This is a genomic window from Micromonospora sp. CPCC 205554, from assembly GCF_036902745.1.
Classification (GTDB): domain Bacteria; phylum Actinomycetota; class Actinomycetes; order Mycobacteriales; family Micromonosporaceae; genus Micromonospora; species Micromonospora tulbaghiae.
Window position 1 is genome coordinate 152,022 of the sequence record NZ_JBAKHP010000008.1, and the last position, 23,298, is coordinate 175,319.

At 73.1% G+C, this 23,298-nt stretch carries 23 protein-coding genes; 15 read left to right on the forward strand and 8 right to left on the reverse strand.

What is annotated here, in order from left to right:
- The first annotated feature begins 9 nt into the window (after positions 1–9).
- Positions 10–768 (forward strand): type III pantothenate kinase, encoded by a 759-nt coding sequence (locus V6U82_RS13900; RefSeq protein WP_013288955.1) that lies wholly within the window; start codon positions 10–12, stop codon positions 766–768.
- A 2-nt stretch (positions 769–770) separates the two neighbouring features.
- Here the strand turns inward: V6U82_RS13900 and V6U82_RS13905 are convergent, their stop codons facing one another.
- Positions 771–1,517 (reverse strand): class I SAM-dependent methyltransferase, encoded by a 747-nt coding sequence (locus tag V6U82_RS13905; RefSeq protein WP_128137908.1) that lies wholly within the window; start codon positions 1,515–1,517, stop codon positions 771–773.
- Between the two features lie 93 nt (positions 1,518–1,610).
- On the opposite strand from V6U82_RS13905, the gene lysS reads away from it, so the two are divergent.
- From lysS to V6U82_RS13920, 3 genes are all read left to right on the forward strand, one after another.
- Positions 1,611–3,119, forward strand: a complete 1,509-nt coding sequence (lysS, locus tag V6U82_RS13910) for a lysine--tRNA ligase (protein WP_334461213.1) — start codon at positions 1,611–1,613, stop codon at positions 3,117–3,119.
- Between the two features lie 120 nt (positions 3,120–3,239).
- Positions 3,240–3,590 carry a histone-like nucleoid-structuring protein Lsr2 gene (locus V6U82_RS13915; RefSeq protein WP_013288952.1) on the forward strand — a complete coding sequence of 117 codons (351 nt, stop codon included), beginning with the start codon at positions 3,240–3,242 and terminating at the stop codon, positions 3,588–3,590.
- 505 nt (positions 3,591–4,095) lie between these two features.
- On the forward strand, positions 4,096–6,633 hold the full coding sequence (locus V6U82_RS13920) for an ATP-dependent Clp protease ATP-binding subunit (RefSeq protein ID WP_124779086.1): 2,538 nt from the start codon (positions 4,096–4,098) through the stop codon (positions 6,631–6,633).
- A gap of 306 nt (positions 6,634–6,939) precedes the next feature.
- Here V6U82_RS13920 and V6U82_RS13925 read toward each other — a convergent pair whose 3' ends face one another.
- Positions 6,940–7,839, reverse strand: coding sequence for an A/G-specific adenine glycosylase (locus V6U82_RS13925; protein ID WP_334461217.1), 900 nt, complete (start codon positions 7,837–7,839; stop codon positions 6,940–6,942).
- A 96-nt stretch (positions 7,840–7,935) separates the two neighbouring features.
- Here V6U82_RS13925 and V6U82_RS13930 point away from each other — a divergent pair, with 96 nt between their 5' ends.
- From V6U82_RS13930 to V6U82_RS13940, 3 genes are all read left to right on the forward strand, one after another.
- Entirely contained in the window at positions 7,936–8,448 is a 513-nt protein-coding gene (locus tag V6U82_RS13930; RefSeq protein ID WP_120572813.1) for a glycine cleavage system protein R, read from the forward strand.
- The gene (locus V6U82_RS13935) at positions 8,445–9,008 is read left to right on the forward strand and encodes a peptide deformylase (RefSeq protein WP_334461221.1); all 564 of its coding nucleotides are present in this window, start codon (positions 8,445–8,447) and stop codon (positions 9,006–9,008) included. Before V6U82_RS13930 ends, V6U82_RS13935 begins: the two co-directional genes overlap by 4 nt.
- Before the next feature lie 105 nt (positions 9,009–9,113).
- Entirely contained in the window at positions 9,114–9,869 is a 756-nt protein-coding gene (locus tag V6U82_RS13940; RefSeq protein WP_334461223.1) for a hypothetical protein, read from the forward strand.
- A gap of 8 nt (positions 9,870–9,877) precedes the next feature.
- Here V6U82_RS13940 and disA read toward each other — a convergent pair whose 3' ends face one another.
- From disA to V6U82_RS13960, 4 genes are all read right to left on the reverse strand, one after another.
- On the reverse strand, positions 9,878–11,068 hold the full coding sequence (gene disA, locus V6U82_RS13945; RefSeq protein ID WP_128138168.1) for a DNA integrity scanning diadenylate cyclase DisA: 1,191 nt from the start codon (positions 11,066–11,068) through the stop codon (positions 9,878–9,880).
- Positions 11,069–11,187: 119 nt separating this feature from the next.
- Complete coding sequence (gene radA / locus V6U82_RS13950) at positions 11,188–12,636, reverse strand: DNA repair protein RadA (protein WP_334461225.1); 1,449 nt, start codon at positions 12,634–12,636, stop codon at positions 11,188–11,190.
- Positions 12,637–12,739: 103 nt separating this feature from the next.
- Positions 12,740–13,489 (reverse strand): hypothetical protein, encoded by a 750-nt coding sequence (locus V6U82_RS13955; protein WP_334461227.1) that lies wholly within the window; start codon positions 13,487–13,489, stop codon positions 12,740–12,742.
- A gap of 141 nt (positions 13,490–13,630) precedes the next feature.
- Positions 13,631–14,461: a UbiA family prenyltransferase gene (locus V6U82_RS13960; RefSeq protein ID WP_334461229.1), complete on the reverse strand. Its 831-nt coding sequence runs from the start codon at positions 14,459–14,461 to the stop codon at positions 13,631–13,633.
- A 45-nt stretch (positions 14,462–14,506) separates the two neighbouring features.
- On the opposite strand from V6U82_RS13960, the gene V6U82_RS13965 reads away from it, so the two are divergent.
- The 4 genes from V6U82_RS13965 to V6U82_RS13980 all read left to right on the forward strand — a co-directional run bounded on the left by V6U82_RS13965 (position 14,507) and on the right by V6U82_RS13980 (position 18,260).
- Positions 14,507–15,262 (forward strand): methyltransferase domain-containing protein, encoded by a 756-nt coding sequence (locus V6U82_RS13965; RefSeq protein WP_334461231.1) that lies wholly within the window; start codon positions 14,507–14,509, stop codon positions 15,260–15,262.
- Positions 15,263–15,302: 40 nt separating this feature from the next.
- Positions 15,303–16,469: an acyl-CoA dehydrogenase family protein gene (locus tag V6U82_RS13970; protein ID WP_334461234.1), complete on the forward strand. Its 1,167-nt coding sequence runs from the start codon at positions 15,303–15,305 to the stop codon at positions 16,467–16,469.
- A gap of 96 nt (positions 16,470–16,565) precedes the next feature.
- Positions 16,566–17,618 (forward strand): type III polyketide synthase, encoded by a 1,053-nt coding sequence (locus tag V6U82_RS13975; protein ID WP_121685905.1) that lies wholly within the window; start codon positions 16,566–16,568, stop codon positions 17,616–17,618.
- 39 nt (positions 17,619–17,657) lie between these two features.
- Positions 17,658–18,260, forward strand: coding sequence for a hypothetical protein (locus V6U82_RS13980; RefSeq protein ID WP_334461236.1), 603 nt, complete (start codon positions 17,658–17,660; stop codon positions 18,258–18,260).
- A 96-nt stretch (positions 18,261–18,356) separates the two neighbouring features.
- On the opposite strand, the gene V6U82_RS13985 is transcribed toward V6U82_RS13980, so the two are convergent.
- Entirely contained in the window at positions 18,357–19,049 is a 693-nt protein-coding gene (locus tag V6U82_RS13985; RefSeq protein ID WP_334461239.1) for a hypothetical protein, read from the reverse strand.
- A 328-nt stretch (positions 19,050–19,377) separates the two neighbouring features.
- Here V6U82_RS13985 and V6U82_RS13990 point away from each other — a divergent pair, with 328 nt between their 5' ends.
- From V6U82_RS13990 to ispF, 3 genes are all read left to right on the forward strand, one after another.
- Positions 19,378–19,863: a CarD family transcriptional regulator gene (locus tag V6U82_RS13990; protein WP_013288937.1), complete on the forward strand. Its 486-nt coding sequence runs from the start codon at positions 19,378–19,380 to the stop codon at positions 19,861–19,863.
- Between the two features lie 53 nt (positions 19,864–19,916).
- On the forward strand, positions 19,917–20,612 hold the full coding sequence (gene ispD / locus V6U82_RS13995; RefSeq protein ID WP_128137241.1) for a 2-C-methyl-D-erythritol 4-phosphate cytidylyltransferase: 696 nt from the start codon (positions 19,917–19,919) through the stop codon (positions 20,610–20,612).
- A gap of 98 nt (positions 20,613–20,710) precedes the next feature.
- Positions 20,711–21,193 (forward strand): 2-C-methyl-D-erythritol 2,4-cyclodiphosphate synthase, encoded by a 483-nt coding sequence (gene ispF, locus V6U82_RS14000; protein ID WP_043327925.1) that lies wholly within the window; start codon positions 20,711–20,713, stop codon positions 21,191–21,193.
- A 37-nt stretch (positions 21,194–21,230) separates the two neighbouring features.
- On the opposite strand, the gene V6U82_RS14005 is transcribed toward ispF, so the two are convergent.
- Entirely contained in the window at positions 21,231–21,761 is a 531-nt protein-coding gene (locus tag V6U82_RS14005; RefSeq protein ID WP_334461244.1) for a hypothetical protein, read from the reverse strand.
- A gap of 174 nt (positions 21,762–21,935) precedes the next feature.
- Here V6U82_RS14005 and V6U82_RS14010 point away from each other — a divergent pair, with 174 nt between their 5' ends.
- Positions 21,936–23,288: a BTAD domain-containing putative transcriptional regulator gene (locus tag V6U82_RS14010; RefSeq protein WP_334461246.1), complete on the forward strand. Its 1,353-nt coding sequence runs from the start codon at positions 21,936–21,938 to the stop codon at positions 23,286–23,288.
- The last annotated feature ends 10 nt before the right edge of the window (positions 23,289–23,298 follow it).

The following is a 23,298-nucleotide window of genomic DNA, read 5'->3' on the forward strand; positions in this document are numbered from 1 at the left end:
GCTGCCGCTGTGCTGCTCTGCATCGACATCGGAAACACGAACACCGTGCTGGCGACCTTCGACGGCGACAAGCTGGTGCATTCGTGGCGGATCAAGACCGACGCCCGTTCCACAGCGGACGAGCTGGGTCTGATGTTCCGCGGACTGCTCGCCGGGGACGCCGTGGAGATCACCGGCGTGGCCGCCTGCTCGACCGTGCCGGCCGCGCTGCGCTCGCTGCGCACCATGCTCGACCGGTACTACGCCGACCTGCCCAGCGTGATCGTCGAGCCGGGGGTGCGGACCGGCGTGCAGCTCGCCATCGACAACCCGAAGGAGGTGGGCGCGGACCGCGTGGTCAACACGCTGGCCGCGTACACGCTCTACGGCGGGCCGTCGATCGTCGTGGACTTCGGCACCACCACCAACTTCGACCTGGTCAGCAGCCGGGGGGAGTTCCTCGGCGGGGCGTTCGCCCCCGGCATCGAGATCTCCTTCGACGCGCTGGCCGCCCGCGCCGCCCAGCTGCGCAAGGTGGAGGCGACCCGCCCGCGTTCGGTGATCGGCAAGAACACCGTCGAGTGCCTCCAGGCCGGGCTCTACTTCGGCTTCGCGGGTCAGGTGGACCGGATCGTCGAGCGGATGTCCGAGGAGCTGGGCGGCGTGAAGGCGGTCATCGCCACCGGCGGCCTGGCGTCGCTGGTGCTCGGCGAGTGCCACACCATCACCCACCACGAGCCGATGATCACGCTGATCGGCCTGCGGATGGTCTACGACCGCAACGTCTGAGGTCAGCGGCGGCGGGCCCGCAGCACGAACGTCCGGTAGGGCAGCTCGACCGTATCCCGGCCGGTCAGGCCGGGGTGGGAGGCGAACAGCTCCGCCAGCTCCGCGTCGACCCGTCGCCGCTCGTCCGCGTCGGCCGTCAGCCAGTACGAGCGGGTGTGCAGCATGCCCACCACCTCGTCCGGCGTGAGCGTGGTGGCGTGCGGGAACTCGCCCACCTCGACGTCGGTGAAGGCGGCGCCGAAGTCCGCGTACCGCTGCGTCACGTCGCCCGCGTTGTCACCGAGGTGCGCGATCCGGGTCAGCTCCGCCACCCAGCCGACCCGCTCGTCCCGGATGTTCCATACCGGCGCGAACGTCCCGCCCGGGCGCAGCACACGGGCCACCTCGGCGTGTGCCCGATCCCGGTCGAACCAGTGGTAGGCCTGCCCGACCAGCACCGCGTCCGCCGACCCGTCCGGCAGCGGCACCGACTCGGCGCTGCCGGCGAGCGCCGTCGTACCGGGCGTGGCGGCGGCCAGTTGCGCCCGCATCCCCGGATCCGGTTCCACGGGTACGACATGAGCCACCGGCCCGGTCAGCGCCAGCAGTCCGCGGGTGAGGATGCCGGTGCCGGCGCCGAGGTCAACCACCCGGGCGGCGTCCAGCCCGTCCAGCGCCCAGCGCAGCGCCGCCTCCGGATAGCGGGGGCGAAAGCGGTCGTACTCGGCCGCGGCCGCGCCGAACGAGAGCGCCGCAGTGGGGTCGGTCATGGCGGGCAGGTTATCCCGTAACGGCCGCCACGGCGCTTGAGTACGCTCATGTGCTGACCCCGCCGATGTTCCCAAGGCCTGAGGAAGCGTGCCGTGACCGAGCAGAACGCCCTGCCAACAGACCCCGCCGACGACCTTCCCGAGCAGATGAAGGTCCGCCGGGAGAAGCGGGACCGGATGCTCGCCGAGGGCGTCGAGCCGTACCCGGTGGGTTTTCCGCGGACCACCACGCTCGCGCGGCTGCGGGAGCGCTACGCCGACCTGCCCACCGACACCGCCACCGGCGACCGGGTCTCGGTCACCGGCCGGGTGATCTTCATTCGCAACACCGGCAAGCTCTGCTTCGCGACGCTCCGGGACGGTGACGGCACCGAGGTCCAGGCGATGCTCTCGCTGGACCGGGTCGGTGCCGAGCGGCTGGCCGACTGGAAGCGCCTGGTCGACCTCGGTGACCACGTCGGCGTGACCGGCGAGGTGATCACCAGCCGCCGTGGCGAGCTGTCCGTTCTCGCCGAGGAGTGGGCGGTGACCGCCAAGGCGCTGCGCCCGCTGCCGGTGGCGCACAAGCCGCTCAGCGAGGAGTCCCGGGTCCGCCAGCGCTACGTGGACCTGGTGGTCCGCCCGCAGGCCCGGCAGATGGTCCGCACCCGGGCCACCGCCGTCCGCAGCCTGCGCGACACCCTGCACGAGCGGGACTTCGTCGAGGTCGAGACGCCGATGCTGCAACTGCTGCACGGCGGCGCGGCGGCACGCCCATTCGTGACCCACAGCAATGCGCTCGACACGGATCTGTATCTGCGAATCGCGCCGGAACTGTTTCTCAAGCGTGCGGTGGTCGGTGGCGTGGACCGCGTCTTCGAGATCAACCGCAACTTCCGTAATGAGGGCATCGACTCTTCGCACTCGCCGGAGTTCGCGATGCTGGAGGCGTACCAGGCGTACGGCGACTACCACACGATGGCCGAGCTGACCCGAAATCTCGTACAGCAGGCCGCGGTGGCGGTCGCCGGCTCGACGGTGGTGACCCACGCCGACGGGAGCGAGTTCGATCTGGGCGGCGAGTGGCGGTCGGTGACGCTCTTCGGTGTTCTTTCCGAAGCGCTCGGTGAGGAGGTCACCGTCCGCACCGAAAGGGCGCGCCTGGTCGAGTACGCGGACAAGGTCGGACTCTCCGTCGACCCGAAGTGGGGACCGGGCAAGCTGGCCGAGGAGTTGTTCGAGGAACTGGTCGTGCCGTCCCTTCAGGCGCCGACGTTCGTCATGGACTACCCGGAGGAGACCAGCCCGCTGACCCGGGCCCACCGCAGCGAGCCGGGCCTGGCCGAGAAGTGGGACCTCTACGTGCTCGGATTCGAGCTGGGCACCGCGTACTCGGAGCTGGTCGACCCGGTCGTGCAGCGGGAGCGGCTGGTGGCCCAGGCGCAGCTCGCGGCGCGCGGGGACGACGAGGCTATGCGACTGGACGAGGATTTTCTCCGAGCGATGGAGTATGGAATGCCGCCGTCCGGCGGCATGGGAATGGGAATCGACCGGCTGCTGATGGCACTGACGGGGCTCGGAATTCGGGAAACGATCCTGTTCCCGTTGGTCCGGCCCGAGTAGGCGCTCCCCGCAAGCCTTCTCCGGCTCGTTACCCCGTCCTATTGACGGAACAAGCGCCGGACGGGTTATTGTGCTCGGTGTATTGCAGGAGTACAACCCTGCTCGAAAGGAATGTGGGACGTGGCCAAGCAGATCATTCACAAGCTGGTCGATGACCTGGACGGCGGGGACGCTGACGAGACCGTCAAGTTCGCGCTCGACGGCGTGCAGTACGAGATCGACCTCTCCGCTTCCAACGCCGGGAAATTGCGCGACGTATTCGCGCCGTACATCGCGAACGGAACGAAGGTCGGTCGCGGGGGCGTGGTCGTGGGTGGCCGGGCCGCTCGGGGCCGGGGCGGCGCGACCGCCGACCGCGAGCAGAACCGGGCCATCCGCGAGTGGGCCAAGAAGGCCGGCAAGGACATCTCCGACCGGGGCCGGATCCCGCAGGAGATCGTGGACGAGTACCACGCGAAGGCGGGGCACTGACCCGACCCTCGTCACGGGCGACGCCGACGCCGGACCGGAGTGCGACTCCGGGCCGGCGTCGCCGTTTTCGTACCGGGACCACCGTTGCGCCCCGCCGTCCCCGGCGGTGCCGGATGTCCGGTCCGGCCCACCCCGGCGCGGGGGCGGCGCCGCCGGGAAGAAATCCCCGCCCGGGGTGGTTGTCCACAGGCGGTGGAGAGTTCATCCACAGGCTGTGGACGACCCGGCGGACGCATCGGTGCCGCCTCCGGTCCACTCGACCGGCCGTTCGGGTGCCGGTCGAATTTCGCTCTGCGCGTACAGGCAGGGGCCCCGGAACACCTCCTGAGCGTGGACGGTTGTCAGAAACGACGTCGGAACGGTCATTCGCGGGGGCACACGACCTCAGCGGAGACGGTCCGCGGCGATAGAGTAAGGAGGCACGGACGCCCGTCCCGGACGTCCGCGCACCGGCCCCGCCGAGATCTGACCATCAAGGCGCACGGCACGTGAGGAGCACGAGGGCATGTTCGAGCGGTTCACCGACCGAGCGCGACGGGTTGTCGTCCTGGCCCAAGAAGAGGCCCGGATGCTCAACCACAACTACATCGGTACGGAACACATCCTGCTGGGCCTGATCCACGAGGGTGAGGGTGTCGCGGCAAAGGCCCTGGAGAGCCTCGGCATCTCCCTGGAGGGCGTGCGCCAGCAGGTCGAGGAGATCATCGGCCAGGGCCAGCAGGCACCGAGCGGGCACATCCCGTTCACGCCGCGGGCCAAGAAGGTGCTGGAGCTGTCGCTGCGCGAGGCGCTGCAGCTCGGCCACAACTACATCGGTACCGAGCACATCCTGCTCGGCCTGATCCGCGAGGGCGAGGGCGTCGCCGCCCAGGTCCTGGTGAAGCTGGGCGCCGACCTGAACCGGGTGCGCCAGCAGGTCATCCAGCTGCTCTCCGGCTACCAGGGCAAGGAGCCGGCCGCCGCCGGTGCCGCGCCGGGTGAGGCCGCGCCGTCGACCAGCCTCGTGCTGGACCAGTTCGGCCGCAACCTGACCCAGGCAGCCCGCGAGGGCAAGCTCGACCCGGTCATCGGGCGCGAGAAGGAGATCGAGCGGGTCATGCAGGTGCTGTCCCGCCGCACCAAGAACAACCCGGTGCTGATCGGCGAGCCCGGCGTCGGCAAGACCGCCGTGGTGGAGGGCCTGTCCCAGAAGATCATCAAGGGCGAGGTGCCCGAGACGCTGAAGGACAAGCAGCTCTATACGCTCGACCTCGGTGCCCTGGTCGCCGGTTCCCGCTACCGCGGTGACTTCGAGGAGCGCCTGAAGAAGGTGCTCAAGGAGATCCGCACCCGCGGCGACATCATCCTGTTCATCGACGAGATCCACACCCTCGTCGGTGCGGGCGCGGCCGAGGGCGCGATCGACGCCGCCAGCATCCTCAAGCCGATGCTGGCCCGCGGCGAGCTGCAGACCATCGGCGCCACCACGCTCGACGAGTACCGCAAGCACCTGGAGAAGGACGCCGCTCTGGAGCGTCGTTTCCAGCCGATCCAGGTGGGTGAGCCGTCGCTGGCCCACACCATCGAGATCCTCAAGGGCCTGCGGGACCGCTACGAGGCGCACCACCGCGTCTCCATCACCGACGCCGCCCTGGTCGCCGCCGCGACGCTCGCCGACCGGTACATCTCCGACCGGTTCCTGCCGGACAAGGCGATCGACCTGATCGACGAGGCCGGCGCCCGGATGCGGATCCGCCGGATGACCGCGCCGCCAGACCTGCGCGACTTCGACGAGCGCATCGCCCAGGTGCGCCGCGACAAGGAGTCCGCGATCGACGCGCAGGACTTCGAGCGGGCCGCCCAGCTGCGCGACACCGAGAAGCAGCTGCTGGGTCAGAAGGCACAGCGGGAGAAGGAGTGGAAGGCCGGTGACCTGGACGTCGTCAGCGAGGTCGACGACGAGCAGATCGCCGAGGTGCTCGGCAACTGGACCGGCATCCCGGTCTACAAGCTGACCGAGGAGGAGACCTCGCGCCTGCTGCGCATGGAGGACGAGCTGCACAAGCGCGTCATCGGCCAGGAGGACGCGGTCAAGGCGGTCTCGAAGGCGATCCGGCGTACCCGGGCCGGCCTGAAGGACCCGAAGCGCCCCTCCGGCTCGTTCATCTTCGCCGGCCCGTCCGGCGTCGGTAAGACCGAGCTGTCCAAGGCGCTGGCCGAGTTCCTGTTCGGCAGCGAGGACGCCCTCATCCAGCTCGACATGTCGGAGTTCCACGACCGGTACACGGTGTCCCGGCTCGTCGGTGCCCCTCCCGGCTACGTCGGCTACGACGAGGGCGGGCAGCTGACCGAGAAGGTGCGTCGCCGGCCGTTCTCGGTGGTCCTCTTCGACGAGATCGAGAAGGCCCACCCGGACGTGTTCAACACGCTCCTCCAGATCCTGGAGGACGGGCGCCTCACCGACGGCCAGGGCCGGATCGTGGACTTCAAGAACACGGTCATCATCCTGACCACCAACCTCGGTACGCGCGACGTCGCCAAGGCGGTGTCGCTGGGCTTCCAGGCCTCTGAGGACTCCGAGTCGAACTACGACCGGATGAAGCAGAAGGTCAACGACGAGCTCAAGCAGCACTTCCGGCCCGAGTTCCTGAACCGGATCGACGACACCATCGTCTTCCACCAGCTGCGTCAGAACGAGATCCTGTCGATCGTCGACATCATGATCGCCCGGATCGAGACCCAGCTGCGGAACAAGGACATGGGTCTGGAGCTGACCGACAACGCGAAGAAGTACCTCGCGAAGAAGGGCTTCGACCCGGTGCTGGGCGCGCGGCCGCTGCGTCGCACGATCCAGCGCGACATCGAGGACAACCTGTCCGAGCGGATCCTGTTCAACGAGCTGACCCCGGGTCAGATCGTGGTCGTGGACTGCGAGGGCGACCCGGAGGACATCGACAAGTCCAAGCTCGTCTTCCGGGGCGCGGACCGGCCGGACGCCGTGCCGGACGCGGTCCCGGCGGACCTCGGCGGCACCGCCGCCACCGGCGCGGACGACGCCGCATAAGGTCCGGGCACAGATCAGGGCGACGGCCCCGGTAGGCGAAAGCCACCGGGGCCGTCGCCTTTCCCATGCCCACTGCACCCCACGCCCACCGCACCCCGCCCCCGGTGCCGCCCGCCCTCCCGTCCCGCTCTCACGCCTGCCCTCCTCCCGGTTGATCATGAAGTTGACCGCACTTGGCGTCCGATTTGTCGCCGCTAACTTCATGATCAACGGGGCGGACCCGGGGCGGACCCGGGGCGGACCCGGGGCGGACTCGGGGTGGACCCGGGGTGGACCCGGGGTGGGGGCGCGGGGGTGGGAAGGGCGTCAGGGGAGGGGGACGGCGGGGCCGTCGCCGGCCAGGCGGAACGACTCCTCGCCGACCGGTTCCACCAGGCCGTCCGTGACCAGGCCGGCCAGGGCGCGCGCCCGCTGGACGTCGTCGTGCCACACCTGGTCCAGCCGCTGGTGCGGCACCGGGCCGGTGGACTCCCGCAGCACCGCGAGCAGAAGTCCGCGTACCTGCCGGTCGGTGCCGGCGTAGCGCTGCGGGCGGCGGGTCGGTCCCGTGGGCGCGGCCTGCCCGGAGGCCCGCCAGGCGCAGCTCGACTCGACCGGGCAGATCGCGCAGCGCGGGGCGCGGGCGGTGCAGACGACAGCGCCGAGTTCCATGAACGCGGCGCTCGCCAGCGCGGCGGCGGCCGGTTCGATCGGCAGCAGTTCCTCGGTGGCGACCAGGTCGGCCGGACGGGTGGTGGGGCCGGCGTCGGGCTCACCGGCGATCGCCCGGCACACCACGCGCCGCACGTTCGTGTCCACCACCGGGTGCCGCTGCCCGTACGCGAACGCGGCGACCGCGCGGGCCGTGTACGTGCCGACCCCCGGCAGCGCCAGCAACTGGTCGAGCCGGTCGGGCACCACGCCGCCGTGCCGTTCCACGATCGCCACCGCGCACTCGCGCAGGCGTACCGCGCGGCGGGGGTAGCCGAGCCGCCCCCACATCCGGATCGCCTCGGCCGGGGTGTCCTCGGCGAGCGCGCGCGGCTCGGGCCAGCGGGCCAGCCACGCCTGGAAGGCGGGCACCACCCGGACCACGGGGGTCTGCTGGAGCATGACCTCGGAGACCAGGATCGCCCAGGCGCCGATGCCGGGCTTGCGCCAGGGCAGGTCGCGGGCGTTGCGCTCGTACCACCGGCTGACCAGGGTGGCGAATGTGGGATCGGACATCGCGCCGCCGATCATGTCACGGCGGTCTTTCCCGCAGGTTGGGCGGGCCGGGTGGCCGGGCGCGATCGATCATGGACGACGGGGCAGAATGTCCGAATGAACGAGCTCGCGATCACCGTCATCGGCCGGGACCGGCCGGGCATCGTGGCCGACGTCGCGGAGGTCCTCGCCCGGCTCGGCGCGAACCTCACCGACTCGACGATGACCCGGCTGCGTGGACACTTCGCGATGACGCTGATCTGCGTGGGACCGGCCGCCGCCGACGTCGAGGCCGCGCTGGCCCCGCTCGCCGCCGACGGGCACCTGCTGGCGACCGTACGCGCGGTCACGCCCGACACCGGCAGCGAGCCCACCGGGGAGCCGTACGTGCTGGCGGTGCACGGCGCCGACCGGATGGGCATCGTCGCGGCGATGACCCGGGTGCTGACCGACGCGGGCGGGAACGTGACCGACCTGAGCACCCGGCTGACCGGTTCGCTCTACGTGGTGGTCGCCGAGGTCGAGTTGCCGCCCGGCGTGTCGGACGAGGTGGCCGGTCGGCTCACCCGCGTCGCCGCGGAGCTGGGCGTGGGGGTCAGCCTCCGCCCGGCGGACACGGATCTGCTGTGACCGGGCCGGAGTACGCGGGCCTGGGCGGCTGGACCCCGGAGAAGCTCGGCGTCCCAGGCGCGGTGCGTCCGGTGGTCACCGCGCCGGAGCCGGTGCTGAGCCGACCCGGCCCGGAGGTCGACCCGACGTCGGCGGAGGTGGTGCGGCTCGCCGCCGATCTGGTGGCGACGATGCGCGTCTCGCCCGGTTGCGTGGGGCTGGCGGCGCCGCAGGTCGGGGTGAGCGCGCAGGTGTTCGCGGTGGACGTCACGGGGCATCCGAAGGCGATCACCGTGCACGGCACGTTCGTGCTCTGCAACGCGCGCGTGGTGGAGGCGTCCCGGTGGAAGGCCGGGCGGGAGGGCTGCATGTCGGTGCCGGACCTGACCGGCGACGTGAAGCGGGCCAGCCGCCTGGTGGTCGAGGGTGCGCTTCCGGGCAGCGGCGAGCCGGTCCGGCTGGTGACGGACGGCTTCGAGGCGCGTGCGCTCCAGCACGAGATCGACCACTGCGCCGGGCTGCTCTTCCTCGACCGGGTGGCCGGCGCGCACGCGATCTACCAGCGCAAGGTCTACCTCTGACGGTGGCCGTCGGGATCCAGTGTGGACGACGGCGGCCGTACGGCGGCGGGTTCCCGGCGCGTCGGACCGGCGAGCCGTGCGCCGCGCGGCTACGGTAGGCGCATCATGCGTCTGACGGTCGGCCCCCTGCCCCCTGCCGTGTACTGGCGGCGTCGTGCTGTCGTGCTCGGAGCGGGGCTGCTCTTCCTGATTGTCCTGCTTTATTCCTGCACCGGTACGGACCGCAACACCGGCGCGCCGGGCACCGACCCGTCGCCGAGTGGTTCCGCCGGGGTTCAGCCCGACCCGTCCGGCTCGGTGCTGACCCCGCAGTCGGGCAGCCCGTCACCGACAGCGGGCGACGCCGGCGGCGGTGGCGCGAACAACGGCGGCGGGAACACCGGCGGCGGGAACGACGGCGGGGGCGGGAACGACGGGGGTGGCACCGGCAACGGTGGCGCGACCGGTCAGCCGGTCTCCGACGACGGCACCTGCACCGACTCCGAGTTGCTGGTGACGCCGGTGGCGGTGCCGCCGACCGCTCAGCGGGGCACTGTGGTCACGCTGCGCCTGAAGGTCAAGAACGTGTCGAACCGTACGTGCAGCCGGGACGTCGGCGCCGACCTCCAGGAGCTGTACGTCAAGTCGGGCGCCGAGAAGATCTGGTCGTCGGACACCTGCGGCACCGGCAAGGGCTCGGACGTGCAGTCGTTCACGCCGAACTTCGAGCGCTCCTACGAGCTGGGCTGGAACGGCAGGCTGGACAACAAGTGCGCGAACGGGCTGGCGAACGGTGACTTCGCGGCGATCGGCGCGTACCAGGTGTTCGCCCGCGTCGGCACCAAGATCAGCGAGCCGGTGAAGCTGACCATCACCGGCTGAGCGACCGGTCAGACGTACCGTTCGAGGATGCTGGCCTCGGCGAGCCGGGACAGGCCCTCGCGGACGCCGCGGGCGCGGGCGTCGCCCACCCCCTCGACGGCCTGGAGGTCTTCCACAGTCGCGCCGAGCAGCCGCTGGAGGCTGCCGAAGTGCACCACCAGCCGGTCGACCACGGCTACCGGCAGCCGCGGCACCTTCGCCAGCAGGCGGAACCCGCGCGGGCTGACCGCCGCGTCGAGCGCGTCGGACGCGGACGGGTAGCCGATCGCCTTCGCCACCGCCACGAGGTCGATGAGCTCGGTGGCGCTGAGCAGGTCGAGTTCGACGAGAGCCTCGTCGAGCGTGCGCGACTTGCGGCCGGTCGGCAGGTAGTCGCGGATGACCAGGGTGCGGTCGGCGTCCACGCCGGCCATCAGCTCGTCGAGCTGAAGGGCCAGCAGGCGACCGTCGGTGCCCAGCTCCACCACGTAGCCGGCGATCTCGTCGGCGATCCGCCGGACCATCTCCAGCCGCTGCACCACCGCCACCGCGTCGCGGACGGTGACCAGATCCTCGATCTCCAGCGCGGAGAGCGTGCCGGAGACCTCGTCCAGCCGGAGCTTGTAGCGCTCCAGCGTGGCGAGCGCCTGGTTGGCGCGGGACAGGATGGCCGCCGAGTCGTCCAGCACGTGCCGCTGGCCGTTGACGTAGAGGCTGATGATCCGCATCGACTGGCTGACCGAGATGACCGGGTAGCCGGTCTGCCGGGCCACCCGCTCGGCGGTGCGGTGCCGGGTGCCGGACTCCTCGGTGGGGATCGACGGGTCGGGCATCAGGTGCGCGCCGGCCTGCACGATCCGGGTGCCGTCGCTGGAGAGCACCACGGCGCCGTCCATCTTGCACAGCTCACGGACCCGGGTGGCGGAGAACTCCACGTCCATCGGGAAGCCGCCGGTGCAGATCTGCTCGACCACCTTGTCGTAGCCGAGCACGATCAGCGCGCCGGTGCGGCCGCGCAGGATCCGCTCCAGGCCGTCCCGCAGGGCGGTGCCGGGAGCCATCAGGGCTAGGTTGGCGCGCAGCGGGTCGGCGCCGGCCCCGCCGCCGACGCTTCCGTTGACGGTCACGCTGATGGCACGAGCGGGGTTGCCGCTCACGGCGCCGGTACGGGCGTGCGGCGTCGCCGTTGCGGGCTTGGTGGCATCGCGGTCGATCGGCACGGGCACAGTCTACGGACTGCCATGCGGTGGGTGCTCTCGTGGTTACTGTGATGTGTCACGATGCCCGGCTCGGGCGGGTCGTCACGGCCTGCGTGGCCTGCCGGGAAACGCCCACCGTGTCACTCCGCCGAAGCGCGCGCGGCCGCCTGGAGAGCGGACCGCACGTCAGTGACCTCGATCACCCGCATGTTCTCCGGCCCGGCGCCGCTGCTCTCGGGCCCGCACCCGGGCGGTACGAGGGCCAGCCGGAAGCCGAGCCGGGCGGCCTCGGCCAGCCGGCGGGGCACCGCGCCGACGCGGCGGACCTCGCCGGTGAGCCCGACCTCGCCGATGGCCACCAGATGCGGGTTGAGCGCCAGGTTGAGCCCGCCGGAGGCGACCGCGAGCGCCACGGCCAGGTCGGCCGCCGGCTCCACCACCCGGATGCCGCCGACCGTCGCGGCGAAGACCTCGCGGTCGTGCAGCGTGAGCCGCTCGGTGCGGCGCTGGAGCACGGCGAGGACCATGGCGAGCCGGGCGCTGTCGAGGCCGGAGACGGTGCGCCGGGGGGAACCGGCCACCGTCGCCCCGATCAGCGCCTGCACCTCGGTCACCAGCGCCCGGCGCCCCTCCATCGCCACCGTCACGCACGTGCCCGGCACCGGTTCCGAGTAGCGGGTCAGGAACAGGCCGGACGGGTCGGCCAGGCTGCTGATGCCGCCCTCGTGCATCTCGAAGCAGCCCACCTCGTCGGCGGCGCCGAACCGGTTCTTCACGCCGCGCACCATCCGCAACGAGGAGTGCTTGTCGCCCTCGAAGTGCAGCACCACGTCGACCAGGTGCTCCAGCACCCGGGGACCGGCCACCTGGCCGTCCTTGGTGACGTGCCCGACCAGCACGGTGGCGATGCCGCGCTCCTTGGCCACGGCGACCAGGGCGGCGGTGACCGCGCGCACCTGGGTGACGCCGCCCGGCACGCCCTCGGTGCCGGTGGTCGAGATGGTCTGCACCGAGTCGAGCACGAGCAGCCCCGGCTTGACCGCGTCGAGGTGACCGAGCACCGCCGACAGGTCGCTCTCGGCGGCCAGGTAGAGCTGGTCGTGCAGGGTGCCCATCCGCTCGGCGCGCAGCCGCACCTGGCTGACCGACTCCTCGCCGCTGACCACCAGCGACGGGCTGCCGGCTCCGGCCGCCCACTGCTGGGCCACGTCGAGCAGCAGCGTCGACTTGCCCACGCCGGGCTCACCGGCGAGCAGCACCACCGCGCCGGGGACCAGGCCGCCGCCGAGCACCCGGTCGAGCTCGCTGACGCCGGTGGGACGGGCCCGGGCGGGCGCGGCGCTGATCGTGGCGATCGGCCGGGCCGGCTCGGCCGGCATCCGCGAGCTGACCACCCGGCCGGAGACCATCGGACCGGTGACCGTGCACTCGACCACCGAACCCCACTCGCCGCACTCGGGGCACCGGCCCACCCACTTCGGGGGCTGGTGGCCGCAGGCGTCGCACTCGTAGGCCGGGCGGGGTTCGCGGGTGGCGGCGCGACCGCGGCCGGCGCCGGCGCGGGAGGAGGTCGATCGGGGCGTGGTCACCACCGGACGCTAACCGGCCCGTACGACGAAAGCCCACCCGAAACGGCGACACCGCCGGCGTGGCGCTGGCCACGGCGGCGGTGCCGACGGAAGGAGGGAGAGGTCAGTGGCCGCCCTCGGCGCCGCCGTCCTCACCGGCGTGCTCACGCGGGTTCACGATCTTCGACGGCGTGGCCTCCGGGGTCAGCGGGATGCCGATCGGCGCCGGGGTCTTGACGACCTTGCCGTCGCCGAAGTCGAAGGTCAGGTTGACCTGCTGGCCGACGAGCAGCTTCTCGTTCAGGCCGACGAGCTGGAGGAACCGCGGGTTGCCGGCGTTGAGCTGGGCGTAGCTGAGCGCCGGGATCTCGATCCGGGCCGGCTGACCGGCGGGCGCGGACTCGCTCTCGCTCGGCGACGGGCTGGCCGACGGCGACCCGGTCACCTCCAGCGACTGGCTCGGCGACGCGCTCGGGTCGGTGGCGGTCGGCGAGGCGGTGGCCGGCTCGGTGGGCGAGCCCGTCGGGGTGGCGGCGCCGCTCTCGCCCGCGCCGGAACCGGTGAGCACGATGTCCCGCGCGCTGTCGGTGGTGACCGTCACGGTCACCGGCTGCTCGCTGTCGTTGTAGATCACCACGTTGACCGGCGCGTTCGACCCGGCCTCGTAGCCCTTCGGGCCGGGGAACTGCACGTAGAGCCCGCGCACCTTGTACAGGTTGTCGGAGGTCTGGACGTTCACGCCCTGTACCGACGGGATCTTGTTGGCGGTCTCCGAAATCTGCCCGGCGCCGCACCCGGACAGCAGCAGGCTCGCCGCCGCCGTGCCGGCCAGCAGCAGGGCCGGCCCCCGGGAACCCCTGATCGAGCGCGTCACGTCGGTCCTCCTCGTCACGATCCCCGCCCGGTCGACCACCGGGCACGGGGTGGCCATACCCGCGCAGACCGCGCTCCAGGGTAGTTGGAGCTGATCGAGGCCCGCACGCGGACCCGGCAATGCCACCTCGGAGGGGACTCCTCAGACCAGCCGGCCGCTCGTCACCAGCAGCACCACATCGATGAGCGCCACCACCAGCACCGCCCGGAAGGCGGTCGCCGAGCGTCCGGCGGTCGCGCGTCCCGCGTACCAGCCGACCGCCGGGACGGCGACGGCGGCGGCGACCGCCGACAGGCCGGTCCACGACGGCGGCCCGGGCGGGCCGAGGACCAGCGCGACGGTGGCCGCGAGCAGCAGCCCGGCGGCGGCCAGTCGGCTGCCCACCGGCCCGAACCGGTGCGGCAGGCCGCGTACCCCCGTCCGGGCGTCGTCGGCCAGGTCCGGCAGCACGTTGGCGAAGTGCGCCCCGGCGCCGAGCAGCGCGGCGGCGGCCACCAGCCAGGCCGGGGGCACCGGCGAGCCGGGCAGCGCGAGCACCACGAACGCGGGCAGCGCGCCGAACGAGACCGCGTAGGGCAGCACCGACACCGGCGTCGACTTCAGCGGCCGGTTGTAGAGCAGCGCGGAGACCAGGCCCAGCGTGGCGCAGGCCGCCGCGGCCGGGCCGCCGGCCAGCGCCAGCACCGGCACGGCGACGGCGGCCACCGCGGTGGCCCGGGCCAGCGTCGGCCGGGTGACCTCGCCGGTGGTCACCGGTTTGTCGGTACGCCCCACCGCGGCGTCCCGCTCGGCGTCGATCAGGTCGTTGCTCCACCCCACCGCGAGCTGGCTGGCCAGCACCGTCAGCGCCACCGTCACCACGCCCGCCGCGGAGTGCCCGACACCGGCGGCGAGCAGAGCGGCGACGACTGTGACCGCCGCGGCGGGCTCCGGATGGCTCGCCCTGAGCAGCCCTAACACCCGTGTCGACATAAGGGAAGTCTGGTCGTTACCGGGCAGTCGTGCCACGCTCGACGCATGCCCGACGCGTCGCCGGTGTCCACTCCGTACCGGGTGCTGCCGCCGAACGACCCCCGGCAGTACGACGACCTGGCCGGCGAGTGGTGGCGGCCGGACGGCGCGTTCGCGATGCTGCACTGGCTGGCCCGCGCCCGGGCGTCTCTGGTGCCCGCTGCGTCCACCCCGGACGATCTGCTCGCCGACCTGGGCTGCGGCGCCGGGCTGCTGGCGCCGCACCTGGCCGGCAAGGGCTACCGCCACGTCGGGGTGGACCTGACCCGCTCCGCGCTCGACCAGGCCGCCGCGCACGGAGTAACGGTGGTCCAGGCCGACGCGACGGCGGTGCCGCTGGCCGACGGCTGCGCGGCGGTGGTCTCCGCCGGGGAACTGCTGGAACACGTGCCGGACTGGCGGCGGGCGGTCGCCGAGGCGTGCCGTCTGCTGCGCCCGGGCGGCCTGCTGGTGCTGGACACGCTCAACGACACGCTGCTGGCCCGGCTGGTCGCGGTGGAGCTGGGCGAACGGCTGCCCACCGTGCCACGCGGCATTCACGATCCACGGTTGTTCGTCGACGCCCGCGCGCTCGTCGCCGAGTGTGCCCGGCACGGCGTGTCGCTGACGGTGCGCGGGGTTCGCCCGGAGCTGGGCGGCACGCTGGCCTGGCTGCTGCGCCGCATGCGCGGCGGTGACCGTCCGGGCCGGACCGAACCACGCATCGTGCCGACCCGGTCGACGGCGGTGCTGTACCAGGGCTGGGGGCGCCGGGGCGGGTAGCCGGGGCCGCCCGGGGTAAAGGACGCGAGGAGGGGGCGACATGACTGTGCACGCGCTGGAGGCGGCTCGCCGGTTGGCGCCGCGACTGGCCGCCCGCGCGGCCGAGCACGACCGGGACGGCTCGTTCCCCGTGGACGACTTCGCGGACCTGCGGGCGGCCGGGCTGTTCGGCCTGATGGTGCCGCCCGAGCTGGGCGGTGCGGGCGCGAGCTTCGCGGAGTACGCCGCGGTCGCCACCGAACTGGCCCGGGGCAACGGCGCGACCGCGCTGGTGTTCAACATGCACGCCTCGGTCACCGGCGCGCTGGGCGCGGTCACCGAGGAGCTGGCCGAGGCGCTCGGCGTACCGGACGAGGCGCTGGCGGCGCGGGACCGGCTGCTGCGCGCGGCAGCCGACGGCGCCTGGTACGCGGTCGCGATGAGCGAACGCGGCGCCGGTGCCCGGCTGTCCCAGCTCAGCACCGTCTACGAGCCGGTCGAGGGCGGCTGGCACATCAAGGGCAGCAAGACGTTCTGCTCCGGCGCCGGCCATCCGGACGGCTACCTGGTGGCCGCCCGCAGCGCCGCGGACCAGTCGGTGGTGTCGCAGTTCCTGGTGCCGGCCGGGGACGGGATCACCGTCGAGCCCACCTGGGACTCGCTCGGCATGCGCGCCACGTCCTCGCACGACGTGCACCTGGACGTGACCGTCCCGGCCGACCGGCTGCTCGGCGGCGTCGAAGGGCTCGCCCTGGTCGTCGCCCAGCTCATGCCGCACTGGCTGGTGGCGAGCTACGCGGCGGTCTACGTCGGCGTGGCGCGGGCCGCCATCGACGCCGCGGCCGAGCACCTCAACGCCCGCAACCTCGCCGGCCTGCCCGCGGTCCGGGCCCGCCTGGGCCGGGCCGACGCGGCCACGGCCGCCGCCGAACTGGTGGTCGCCGAGGCGGCCCGCCGGGTCGACGAGGCGCCCGGGGACGCGGAGACGAACCGCTGGGTGTGGCGGGCCAAGCTGCTGGCGGGCACGACGGCCGCCGAGGTGGCGGCCTCGATGCTGGAGGCGGCGGGCACGTCGGCGACCCGGCGCGGGCATCCGCTGGAGCGGCTCTACCGGGACGCCCGCTGCGGCTCGCTGCATCCGGCCACGTCCGACGTGTGCGCCGACTGGCTCGGCATCGCCGCACTCGGCGGCGACCCGGACCGGGACAGCGCGCTCCCTCGTTGGTGAGCGCGAGGAGTGAGCCGGGTTTGCGAGCCCCGCGGTCGCGAACGAAAGGCGGCACGGTGAGCGCGAGGTGCGAGTGAAGGGCGAGGGGTGGGGGACGTGGGCATACCGGTGATCGCGGGTCTGGGTACGGCGCAACCGCCGGCCGCGATGCAGGACGAACTGTGGACGGGCTTCTTCGCGGGGCACTTCCAGGGGAACACCCGGGCGCTGGCCGAGCGGATCTTCGCGAACTCGGGTGTGACCCGGCGGCAGGCGGCGGTGAATCCGCTGCTGGAGGACGTCTCGGAGTGGCCCACCGAGCGCCGGATGCGCCGCTACCAGGTCGAGGCGCTTCCGCTGGGCAAGGAGGCGGTCAGCCGGGCACTCACCGCCGCCGGCCTGGACGCCGCCGACGTCGGGCTGTTCATCGTCTGCTCGTGCACCGGGTACGCCACCCCGGGGCTGGACATCCTGCTGGCCCGGGACCTGGGCATGTCCCCGAGCACCCAGCGCATGTTCGTCGGGCACATGGGCTGCTACGCGGCCCTGCCCGGGCTGGGCGCGGCGAGCGACTTCGTCACCGCCCGGGGTCGGCCCGCGCTGCTGCTCTGCGCGGAGCTGACCAGCCTGCACATCCAGCCGCCGGGTGCCCGGGTGGACACCCAGCAGATCGTCTCCCACGCGCTGTTCTCGGACGCCGCGGTCGCCGCCGTGGTCGTCCCCGGCGGCCGGGGGTACGCGCTGCGCGAGGTCACCTCGGTCACCGACACCTCCACTGCCGACCACATGACCTGGGACGTCACCGACACCGGTTTCCGGATGGGGCTGTCGCCGAAGGTGCCGCAGGTCCTCTCCCGGCACGTGCAGGATCTGGTCGACGACCTGCTGGCCCGGCACGGGTGCGAGCGTTCCGACGTGGACGGCTGGGCGGTGCACCCGGGCGGGCCGCGGATCCTCAACGTGGTGGAGCGTGAGCTGGCGCTGCCGCCGGACGGGCTCGCCGCGTCCCGGGGGACGCTCGCCGAGCACGGCAACTGCTCGTCGCCGACGGTGCTGCTGATCCTGGACCGGCTGTGGCGTACGGAGCCGTCGCCGCCGCGCTGGGTGGTGATGCTCGCGTTCGGCCCGGGGCTGACGCTCTACGCGGTGCTGCTGGAACGGGTGGGCTGACGGCTCGCCCTGCCCGGGCCGCGCGGATACGCTGCCGTCATGGCCTCCGAGGAGCGGGACGGGCGGGCGCTGCTGACCGTCCTGACCGTTCTGTCGCTGCTGGCCGGGGCGGCCTGGTGGCGGTCGGCGGCACCGGAGCCGGGTGCGGCCACGGCAGTGCCGGCGCCGTCTCCGAGCGCCGAACCGATCTCCCGCACCTGGCGGGTCGATCCGTCGACCGGTGACGCCTGGCCGGCACGCCCGGGGCGCGATCCGACGCTCAGGGCAGGCCGTGCGCCGGCCACCGAGCCGGACCGGTCGGTGGTGATGCGGGTGGAGGCGGACGACACGGCGCGCGTGCTCCAGGTGTCGCACGTGGTGTGGCGGGAGACGTCCGCGCTGACGCCGGGCGGGCCGCCTGTCGTACGGCAGGTGAATCCCTCGCGGGGCGACGACTACCGCCTGTCGGTGAGCTGCTCCGGGGACGGGGCGGTCGCCGTGCAGCTTTCCGGTGCCGGGTCCGGCGACGCACGTCGGTTCCTCCGGTGCGGTGGCCGACTGGAGCTGCCCTTGCTGGGCGGGACCGGCGCGCCGGTGCTGGTGCGGTTCACCGTTGTACGCGGCCGGGCCGAGCTGGACGCCCGGCTCGAAGCGCTCTACTGACCACGTTCGCGCGCCCGGCGCCGGCGGCTCAGCCGTCCCGGTCGTGTTCTCGGGGCGGCGTCTCAGCCGCCGAGCCGGCGTTCTCGGGCCGGCCCGTCAGCCGCCCAGCCGGGTCAGGTCGGCGCCGTAGTCCGACAGCGGGCCCAGTTCCGGCACCACCCGCACCAGCGAGCCCTGCCGGTCGACGAGCAGCGCCGCGGCGGTGCCGGGGTGGGGCGACAGGTGCAGGTAGGAGCGCAGCCCGCCGGCCGGGTCGCCGAGCGGGCGTACCCCGGGGACGGTCGCGGGCCCGGCGCTGCGGCCCTCGGTCACGGTGACCACAGTGACGCCGGGCGGGGCGGCGCGCGCCGCGGTGCCGACCTGCTCGGCGCAGGAACAGGCGTCGACCAGGATGATCATGGCGGGCAGCAGGCTGCGCAGCGGTACCGGCGTGTCGCCCGCGCCGACCAGGTCCAGTGCGGGCAGCGGGCCGACCGGTTGCGGCGCGGCGGTGGAGCGGGGGAGCACCGTCGGCGCGCCGGACCGGGTGGTACGCGGCCAGGTGACGGCGGCCAGCCCGGCGATCGTGACCAGCACCGACACGAGCAGGATCAACGCCGGCAGCCCGAGGCGGGCCGGACCGTCGGGCCGGCCGGAGCCCTGCCGCGCGCGGCGCAGCTCCCGGCGGACCTGCCGGGCCTCGTCGGCGAGCGCCGAGGCGTCGTCCGGGACGACCACCCGGCCCCACTCCGGGGGCAGGCCGGGCAGCCCGTCCGGCGGCCCCTGGCCGTCAGCGTCAGGCACGCCCATCGGACCCCCAGGAACGTCTCGGTGAGCGGACGTCACGTCCCTCACCAGCGTCCCGCACCGGCCGCCGTAACGCCACACCTGGGCGCGGACCGAGTTGCGGAGCTACCATGGAAGGAGCGCATCGCCCTAGATCTGGACGCTCCCGTCACCCGTTACCGGGTTGTCACGTGTTCCTCACGGAGCGTGTCGAAAGCATCGGTTTGACCGCCTGTCAAGCCGAAGAAATACCTCTCACAGGGCCCCTGAGCTGCGCCAACGGTCAGGACAGCGGTGAGACATCGGTGCCTGAGCGTGTTACCCTAGACACAGCGAAAGGGGTTTCGAACCTATGGTTTTCAGTGTCGGCGAGACCGTTGTTTACCCCCACCACGGGGCCGCACTCATCGAGGCAATCGAGACTCGGGTCATCAAGGGCGAGCCCAGGGAATACCTCGTCCTGAGGGTCGCACAGGGTGACCTGACGGTCCGGGTGCCCGCCGAGAACGCCGAGATCGTGGGTGTGCGCGAAGTGGTTGGCGAAGAGGGCCTGGGCAAGGTCTTCGACGTGCTCCGTGCACCGCACACCGAGGAGCCGACCAACTGGTCGCGGCGTTACAAGGCGAATCTGGAGAAGCTGGCCTCCGGTAACCCGCTGAAGGTGGCCGAGGTCGTCCGCGACCTGTGGCGCCGGGAGCGGGAGCGGGGCCTGTCGGCGGGCGAGAAGCGGATGCTCGCCAAGGCTCGTGACATCCTCGTCGGCGAGGTCGCGCTGGCGGAGAAGAGCACCAAGGACGAGGCCGAGACGCTGCTCGACAAGGTGCTGACCGAGGCCTGATCCACGCCTCTGCCTCTACCCACCCCGCAGCGAACGAATCCGAGGACCGCGACGTGACCGCGCAGCTCAATCCGCGCGGTGACGTCGCGGTCCTCGTTCCTGCGGCCGGTGCCGGGGTACGCCTCGGACCCGGCGCCCCGAAGGCACTCCGGTTGCTCGGCGGCGAGCCGCTGCTGGTGCACGCGGTCCGCCGGATCGCCGCCGCCCCCTCCGTGCACACGGTCGTGGTGGCCGCGCCGGCGACCGAGGTCGAGGCGGTACGCGCGATGCTCGCCCCCGTGGCCCCGGTGACAGTGGTGCCCGGTGGCGCCGAACGCCAGGAGTCGGTGGCGGCGGCCCTCGCGGCCGTACCAGCCGGTCCGGAGATCGTCCTGGTGCACGACGCGGCCCGCGCGCTCACCCCGCCCCACCTGGTCGAGTCGGTGGCCGCGGCGGTCCGCGGCGGGCACGACGCGGTGATCCCGGTGCTGCCGGTGGTCGACACGATCAAAGAGGTCGACGCGACCGAGCGGGTGCTCGGCACCGTCGACAGGTCAGCGCTGCGCGCGGTGCAGACGCCGCAGGGCTTCCGCCGGTCGGTGCTGGTGGCGGCCCACAGCTCGGCGGGTGACACGCTGACCGACGACGCCGGCCTGGTCGAGAAGCATGGGCTCCCGGTGACCTGCGTACCCGGCTCCGAGCTGGCCCTGAAGATCACCCGCCCGTTCGACATGGCCCTGGCCGAACACCTCCTGACCACAGGCGCCTGACCGCGCCGCACCGCGGCTTCGGGATCGTGGTACGAAACGGCCCTCATAGGGGCCCTTTGCTACCAAGATCTCTCCCGAGGTGTGCGTACCCTCTGGTCATGATCGTTCCTCGGGTGGCTGTCGGCACCGACGTGCACGCGTTCGCGGCCGGGCGGCCCTGCTGGGTCGCGGGCCTGCACTGGCCGGACCAGGACGGCCTGGCCGGGCACTCCGACGCCGACGTGGCGGCGCACGCCGCCTGCAACGCCCTGCTCTCCGCCGCCGGTCTCGGTGACCTGGGCGCGAACTTCGGGGTGGACCAGCCGGAGTGGGCGGGCGCGTCCGGGGTGGCGTTGCTGACCGAGAGCGCACGCCGGGTACGGGCGGCGGGCTTCCGGATCGGCAACGTGTCGGTGCAGGTCGTCGGCAACCGCCCCAAGATCGGGCCGCGCCGGGAGGAGGCGCAGCGGGTGCTCTCCGAGGCGGTGGGCGCGCCGGTGACCGTCTCCGCGGCCACCACCGACGGCCTCGGTTTCACCGGGCGCGGCGAAGGGCTGGCCGGGATCGCGGTGGCCCTCGTCTACGAGGCTCCGGCCGACTGACGCGGTGACCGGGGACGCCGGTCACCGCGTCACCCGATCAGTCGACGTCGGTGCAGACGTTGTGGGTCGTGCCGTGGAGCATCGTGATGGTCTTGTCGTAGGTGGGGGAGAACTCCACCCGGAACCGGCCGTCGACGATCCACAGGCCCTTCGGCAGCGTGCCGGCGTTCTCCCGGAAGCCGAGCAGCACCGGCCCGGTCACGTACCAGGTCATCGAGCCGTCTGGGCGGTAGACGACGAGGGCGGTGCCGCTCGCGTCCGCCGTCGAGGTGGCGCCGGTCTCCAGGTTCGTCACCCGGTCGATCAGAGCGCCGGTGAACAACTCCCGCTTCGGCGCGCCGTCCGGATAGGTGTCGATCGTCAGCTTCCGCACCTCGTCCACGATCGGCTCGACCCGTACCGCGAACTCGCACCGCGCGCCCGCCGGCATCTCGAACGGCTCCTGGGGTGCGGGTTCCCAGGCGCCGGGGGCGGGATGCCGCTCCGGCGCGGCGGACGCCGAGCCCGGTAGGCCCGCGACCACCGCCGCCACGACGCTCGCCACCGCGACACTCATCCTGAACCGCATGTTCCACTCCATTCCTCGCTGGTCCGGGCGGCGAGCATCGCCGGGCCCGCTCACCACCGGCTCACCGCATCGCGCGGCAGGCGTCGGGCGAAGCGACCCGGTCGGCCGGGTTCCTCACCACGCGATCACCGTCGGGCGACAACCCCGGGCCGGTACCGGGTCGTCCTGTTCGGTATGGAGTTCCGCCTGCTCGGGCCGTTCGAGGCCCGCCACGACGGCCGGCCGGTCGAGGTCGGCAGCCGGCGCCAGGAGCGTTGCCTGCTCGGGGTGCTGCTGCTCGACGTGGGCCGGGTGGTGCCGACCGACCGCCTCATCGACCTGCTCTGGAACGGCCGGCCGCCGGCCACGGCGCGCAGTGCGGTGCAGACGTACATCGGGCGGCTGCGGAGCTCGCTCAACCCGTACGGGGTGCTGATCAGCACCCGGGGCGAGGGCTACGCGGTGGAGGAGGACGGGCACCGGGTCGACGTCGACGAGTTCGCCGAGTTGGTCCGGGCGGCCGGGCGGACCGCCGATCCCGCCGAGCGGGTGCGGTCGCTCGACCGGGCGCTCGCCCTCTGGCGCGGGCCGTTGCTCGCCGACGCGGCGGACGACGAGCTGCGGGACCGGCTGCACGGCACGGTCGAGGAACTTCGCCTCGTCGCCGTGGAACTACGGGCCGAGGCCCAGCTCGCGCTGGGCCGGCACACGCGGGCGATCGCGGACCTGATGCCGCTGGCCGCCCAGCACCCGACGCGGGAACACCTCGTGGCGGTCCTGATGATCGCCCTCTACCGGGGCGCCCGGCGGGCCGACGCACTGCGCCTCTACCGCGCCACCCGGGACCTGCTCGCGGCCGACTTCGGCGTCGAGCCGGGGCCCCGCCTCCGGGAGGTGCAGCGCCGGGTGCTCGCGGGCGACGACCGGCTGGACCGGGCCGCCCGGCCGATGCACGAGATCCGGGTCGGCGACGAGAGCCTGCCGTGGAGCGTGGGCGGCCACCCGGCCCTGGACTTCTGCAACACCCTCGCCGGGTGGAGGCACGAGCCGCCGTTGCCCGGCGCCGAGTGGCTGCGCGGCTACCGCACCCTTGCCGTCTGGGCCGGCCATGTCGGGCTGGTGGACGAGGTCTCCACGAACCGTCTGCTGCACCTCGCGCGCCGTGACCCGGGAGCGGCGGAGGCGGTGCTCGACGAGGCCCGCACGCTCCGCGCCGCGCTCTACGCCAGCCTGGTCGACCCGGACGACGGCCCGGCCTTCGAGACGGTCGCGCGGGCCGCCGAGGCCGCCGCCCGTACGCTCGTCTTCCGGCGTGAGGCCGACGGACGCGGCCGCTGGTGGCCGGACCTGGCGGCTGGGCTGCGGCTGCCGGTGCACGCCGCCGCGTTCAGCGGCGCGCAACTGCTCGCCGACCCGGCCCGGTTCACGGTTCGGGTCTGCCCGGACCGGCGGTGCGGGTGGCTGTTCCTGGACGAGAGCGGACTACGCCGGTGGTGCAGTCTGGGGACGTGCGGCGGCCGGGCGGGCGCGTCCTGCCGGAGTGCCTGACGCCGGGCAC

Excerpts from the sequence above, each read along its gene's own strand:
- V6U82_RS13980 (WP_334461236.1), top strand. The coding sequence starts at position 17,658 with ATGGCCTCCGAGGAGCGGGACGGGCGGGCGCTGCTGACCGTCCTGACC.
- V6U82_RS13970 (WP_334461234.1), top strand. The coding sequence starts at position 15,303 with ATGACTGTGCACGCGCTGGAGGCGGCTCGCCGGTTGGCGCCGCGACTG.
- V6U82_RS13990 (WP_013288937.1), top strand. The coding sequence starts at position 19,378 with ATGGTTTTCAGTGTCGGCGAGACCGTTGTTTACCCCCACCACGGGGCC.
- ispF (WP_043327925.1), top strand. The coding sequence starts at position 20,711 with ATGATCGTTCCTCGGGTGGCTGTCGGCACCGACGTGCACGCGTTCGCG.
- V6U82_RS13965 (WP_334461231.1), top strand. The coding sequence starts at position 14,507 with ATGCCCGACGCGTCGCCGGTGTCCACTCCGTACCGGGTGCTGCCGCCG.
- V6U82_RS14005 (WP_334461244.1), bottom strand. The coding sequence starts at position 21,761 with ATGCGGTTCAGGATGAGTGTCGCGGTGGCGAGCGTCGTGGCGGCGGTG.
- V6U82_RS13930 (WP_120572813.1), top strand. The coding sequence starts at position 7,936 with ATGAACGAGCTCGCGATCACCGTCATCGGCCGGGACCGGCCGGGCATC.
- V6U82_RS13940 (WP_334461223.1), top strand. The coding sequence starts at position 9,114 with ATGCGTCTGACGGTCGGCCCCCTGCCCCCTGCCGTGTACTGGCGGCGT.
- V6U82_RS13960 (WP_334461229.1), bottom strand. The coding sequence starts at position 14,461 with ATGTCGACACGGGTGTTAGGGCTGCTCAGGGCGAGCCATCCGGAGCCC.
- V6U82_RS13920 (WP_124779086.1), top strand. The coding sequence starts at position 4,096 with ATGTTCGAGCGGTTCACCGACCGAGCGCGACGGGTTGTCGTCCTGGCC.
- V6U82_RS14010 (WP_334461246.1), top strand. The coding sequence starts at position 21,936 with ATGGAGTTCCGCCTGCTCGGGCCGTTCGAGGCCCGCCACGACGGCCGG.
- V6U82_RS13905 (WP_128137908.1), bottom strand. The coding sequence starts at position 1,517 with ATGACCGACCCCACTGCGGCGCTCTCGTTCGGCGCGGCCGCGGCCGAG.
- V6U82_RS13985 (WP_334461239.1), bottom strand. The coding sequence starts at position 19,049 with ATGGGCGTGCCTGACGCTGACGGCCAGGGGCCGCCGGACGGGCTGCCC.
- V6U82_RS13925 (WP_334461217.1), bottom strand. The coding sequence starts at position 7,839 with ATGTCCGATCCCACATTCGCCACCCTGGTCAGCCGGTGGTACGAGCGC.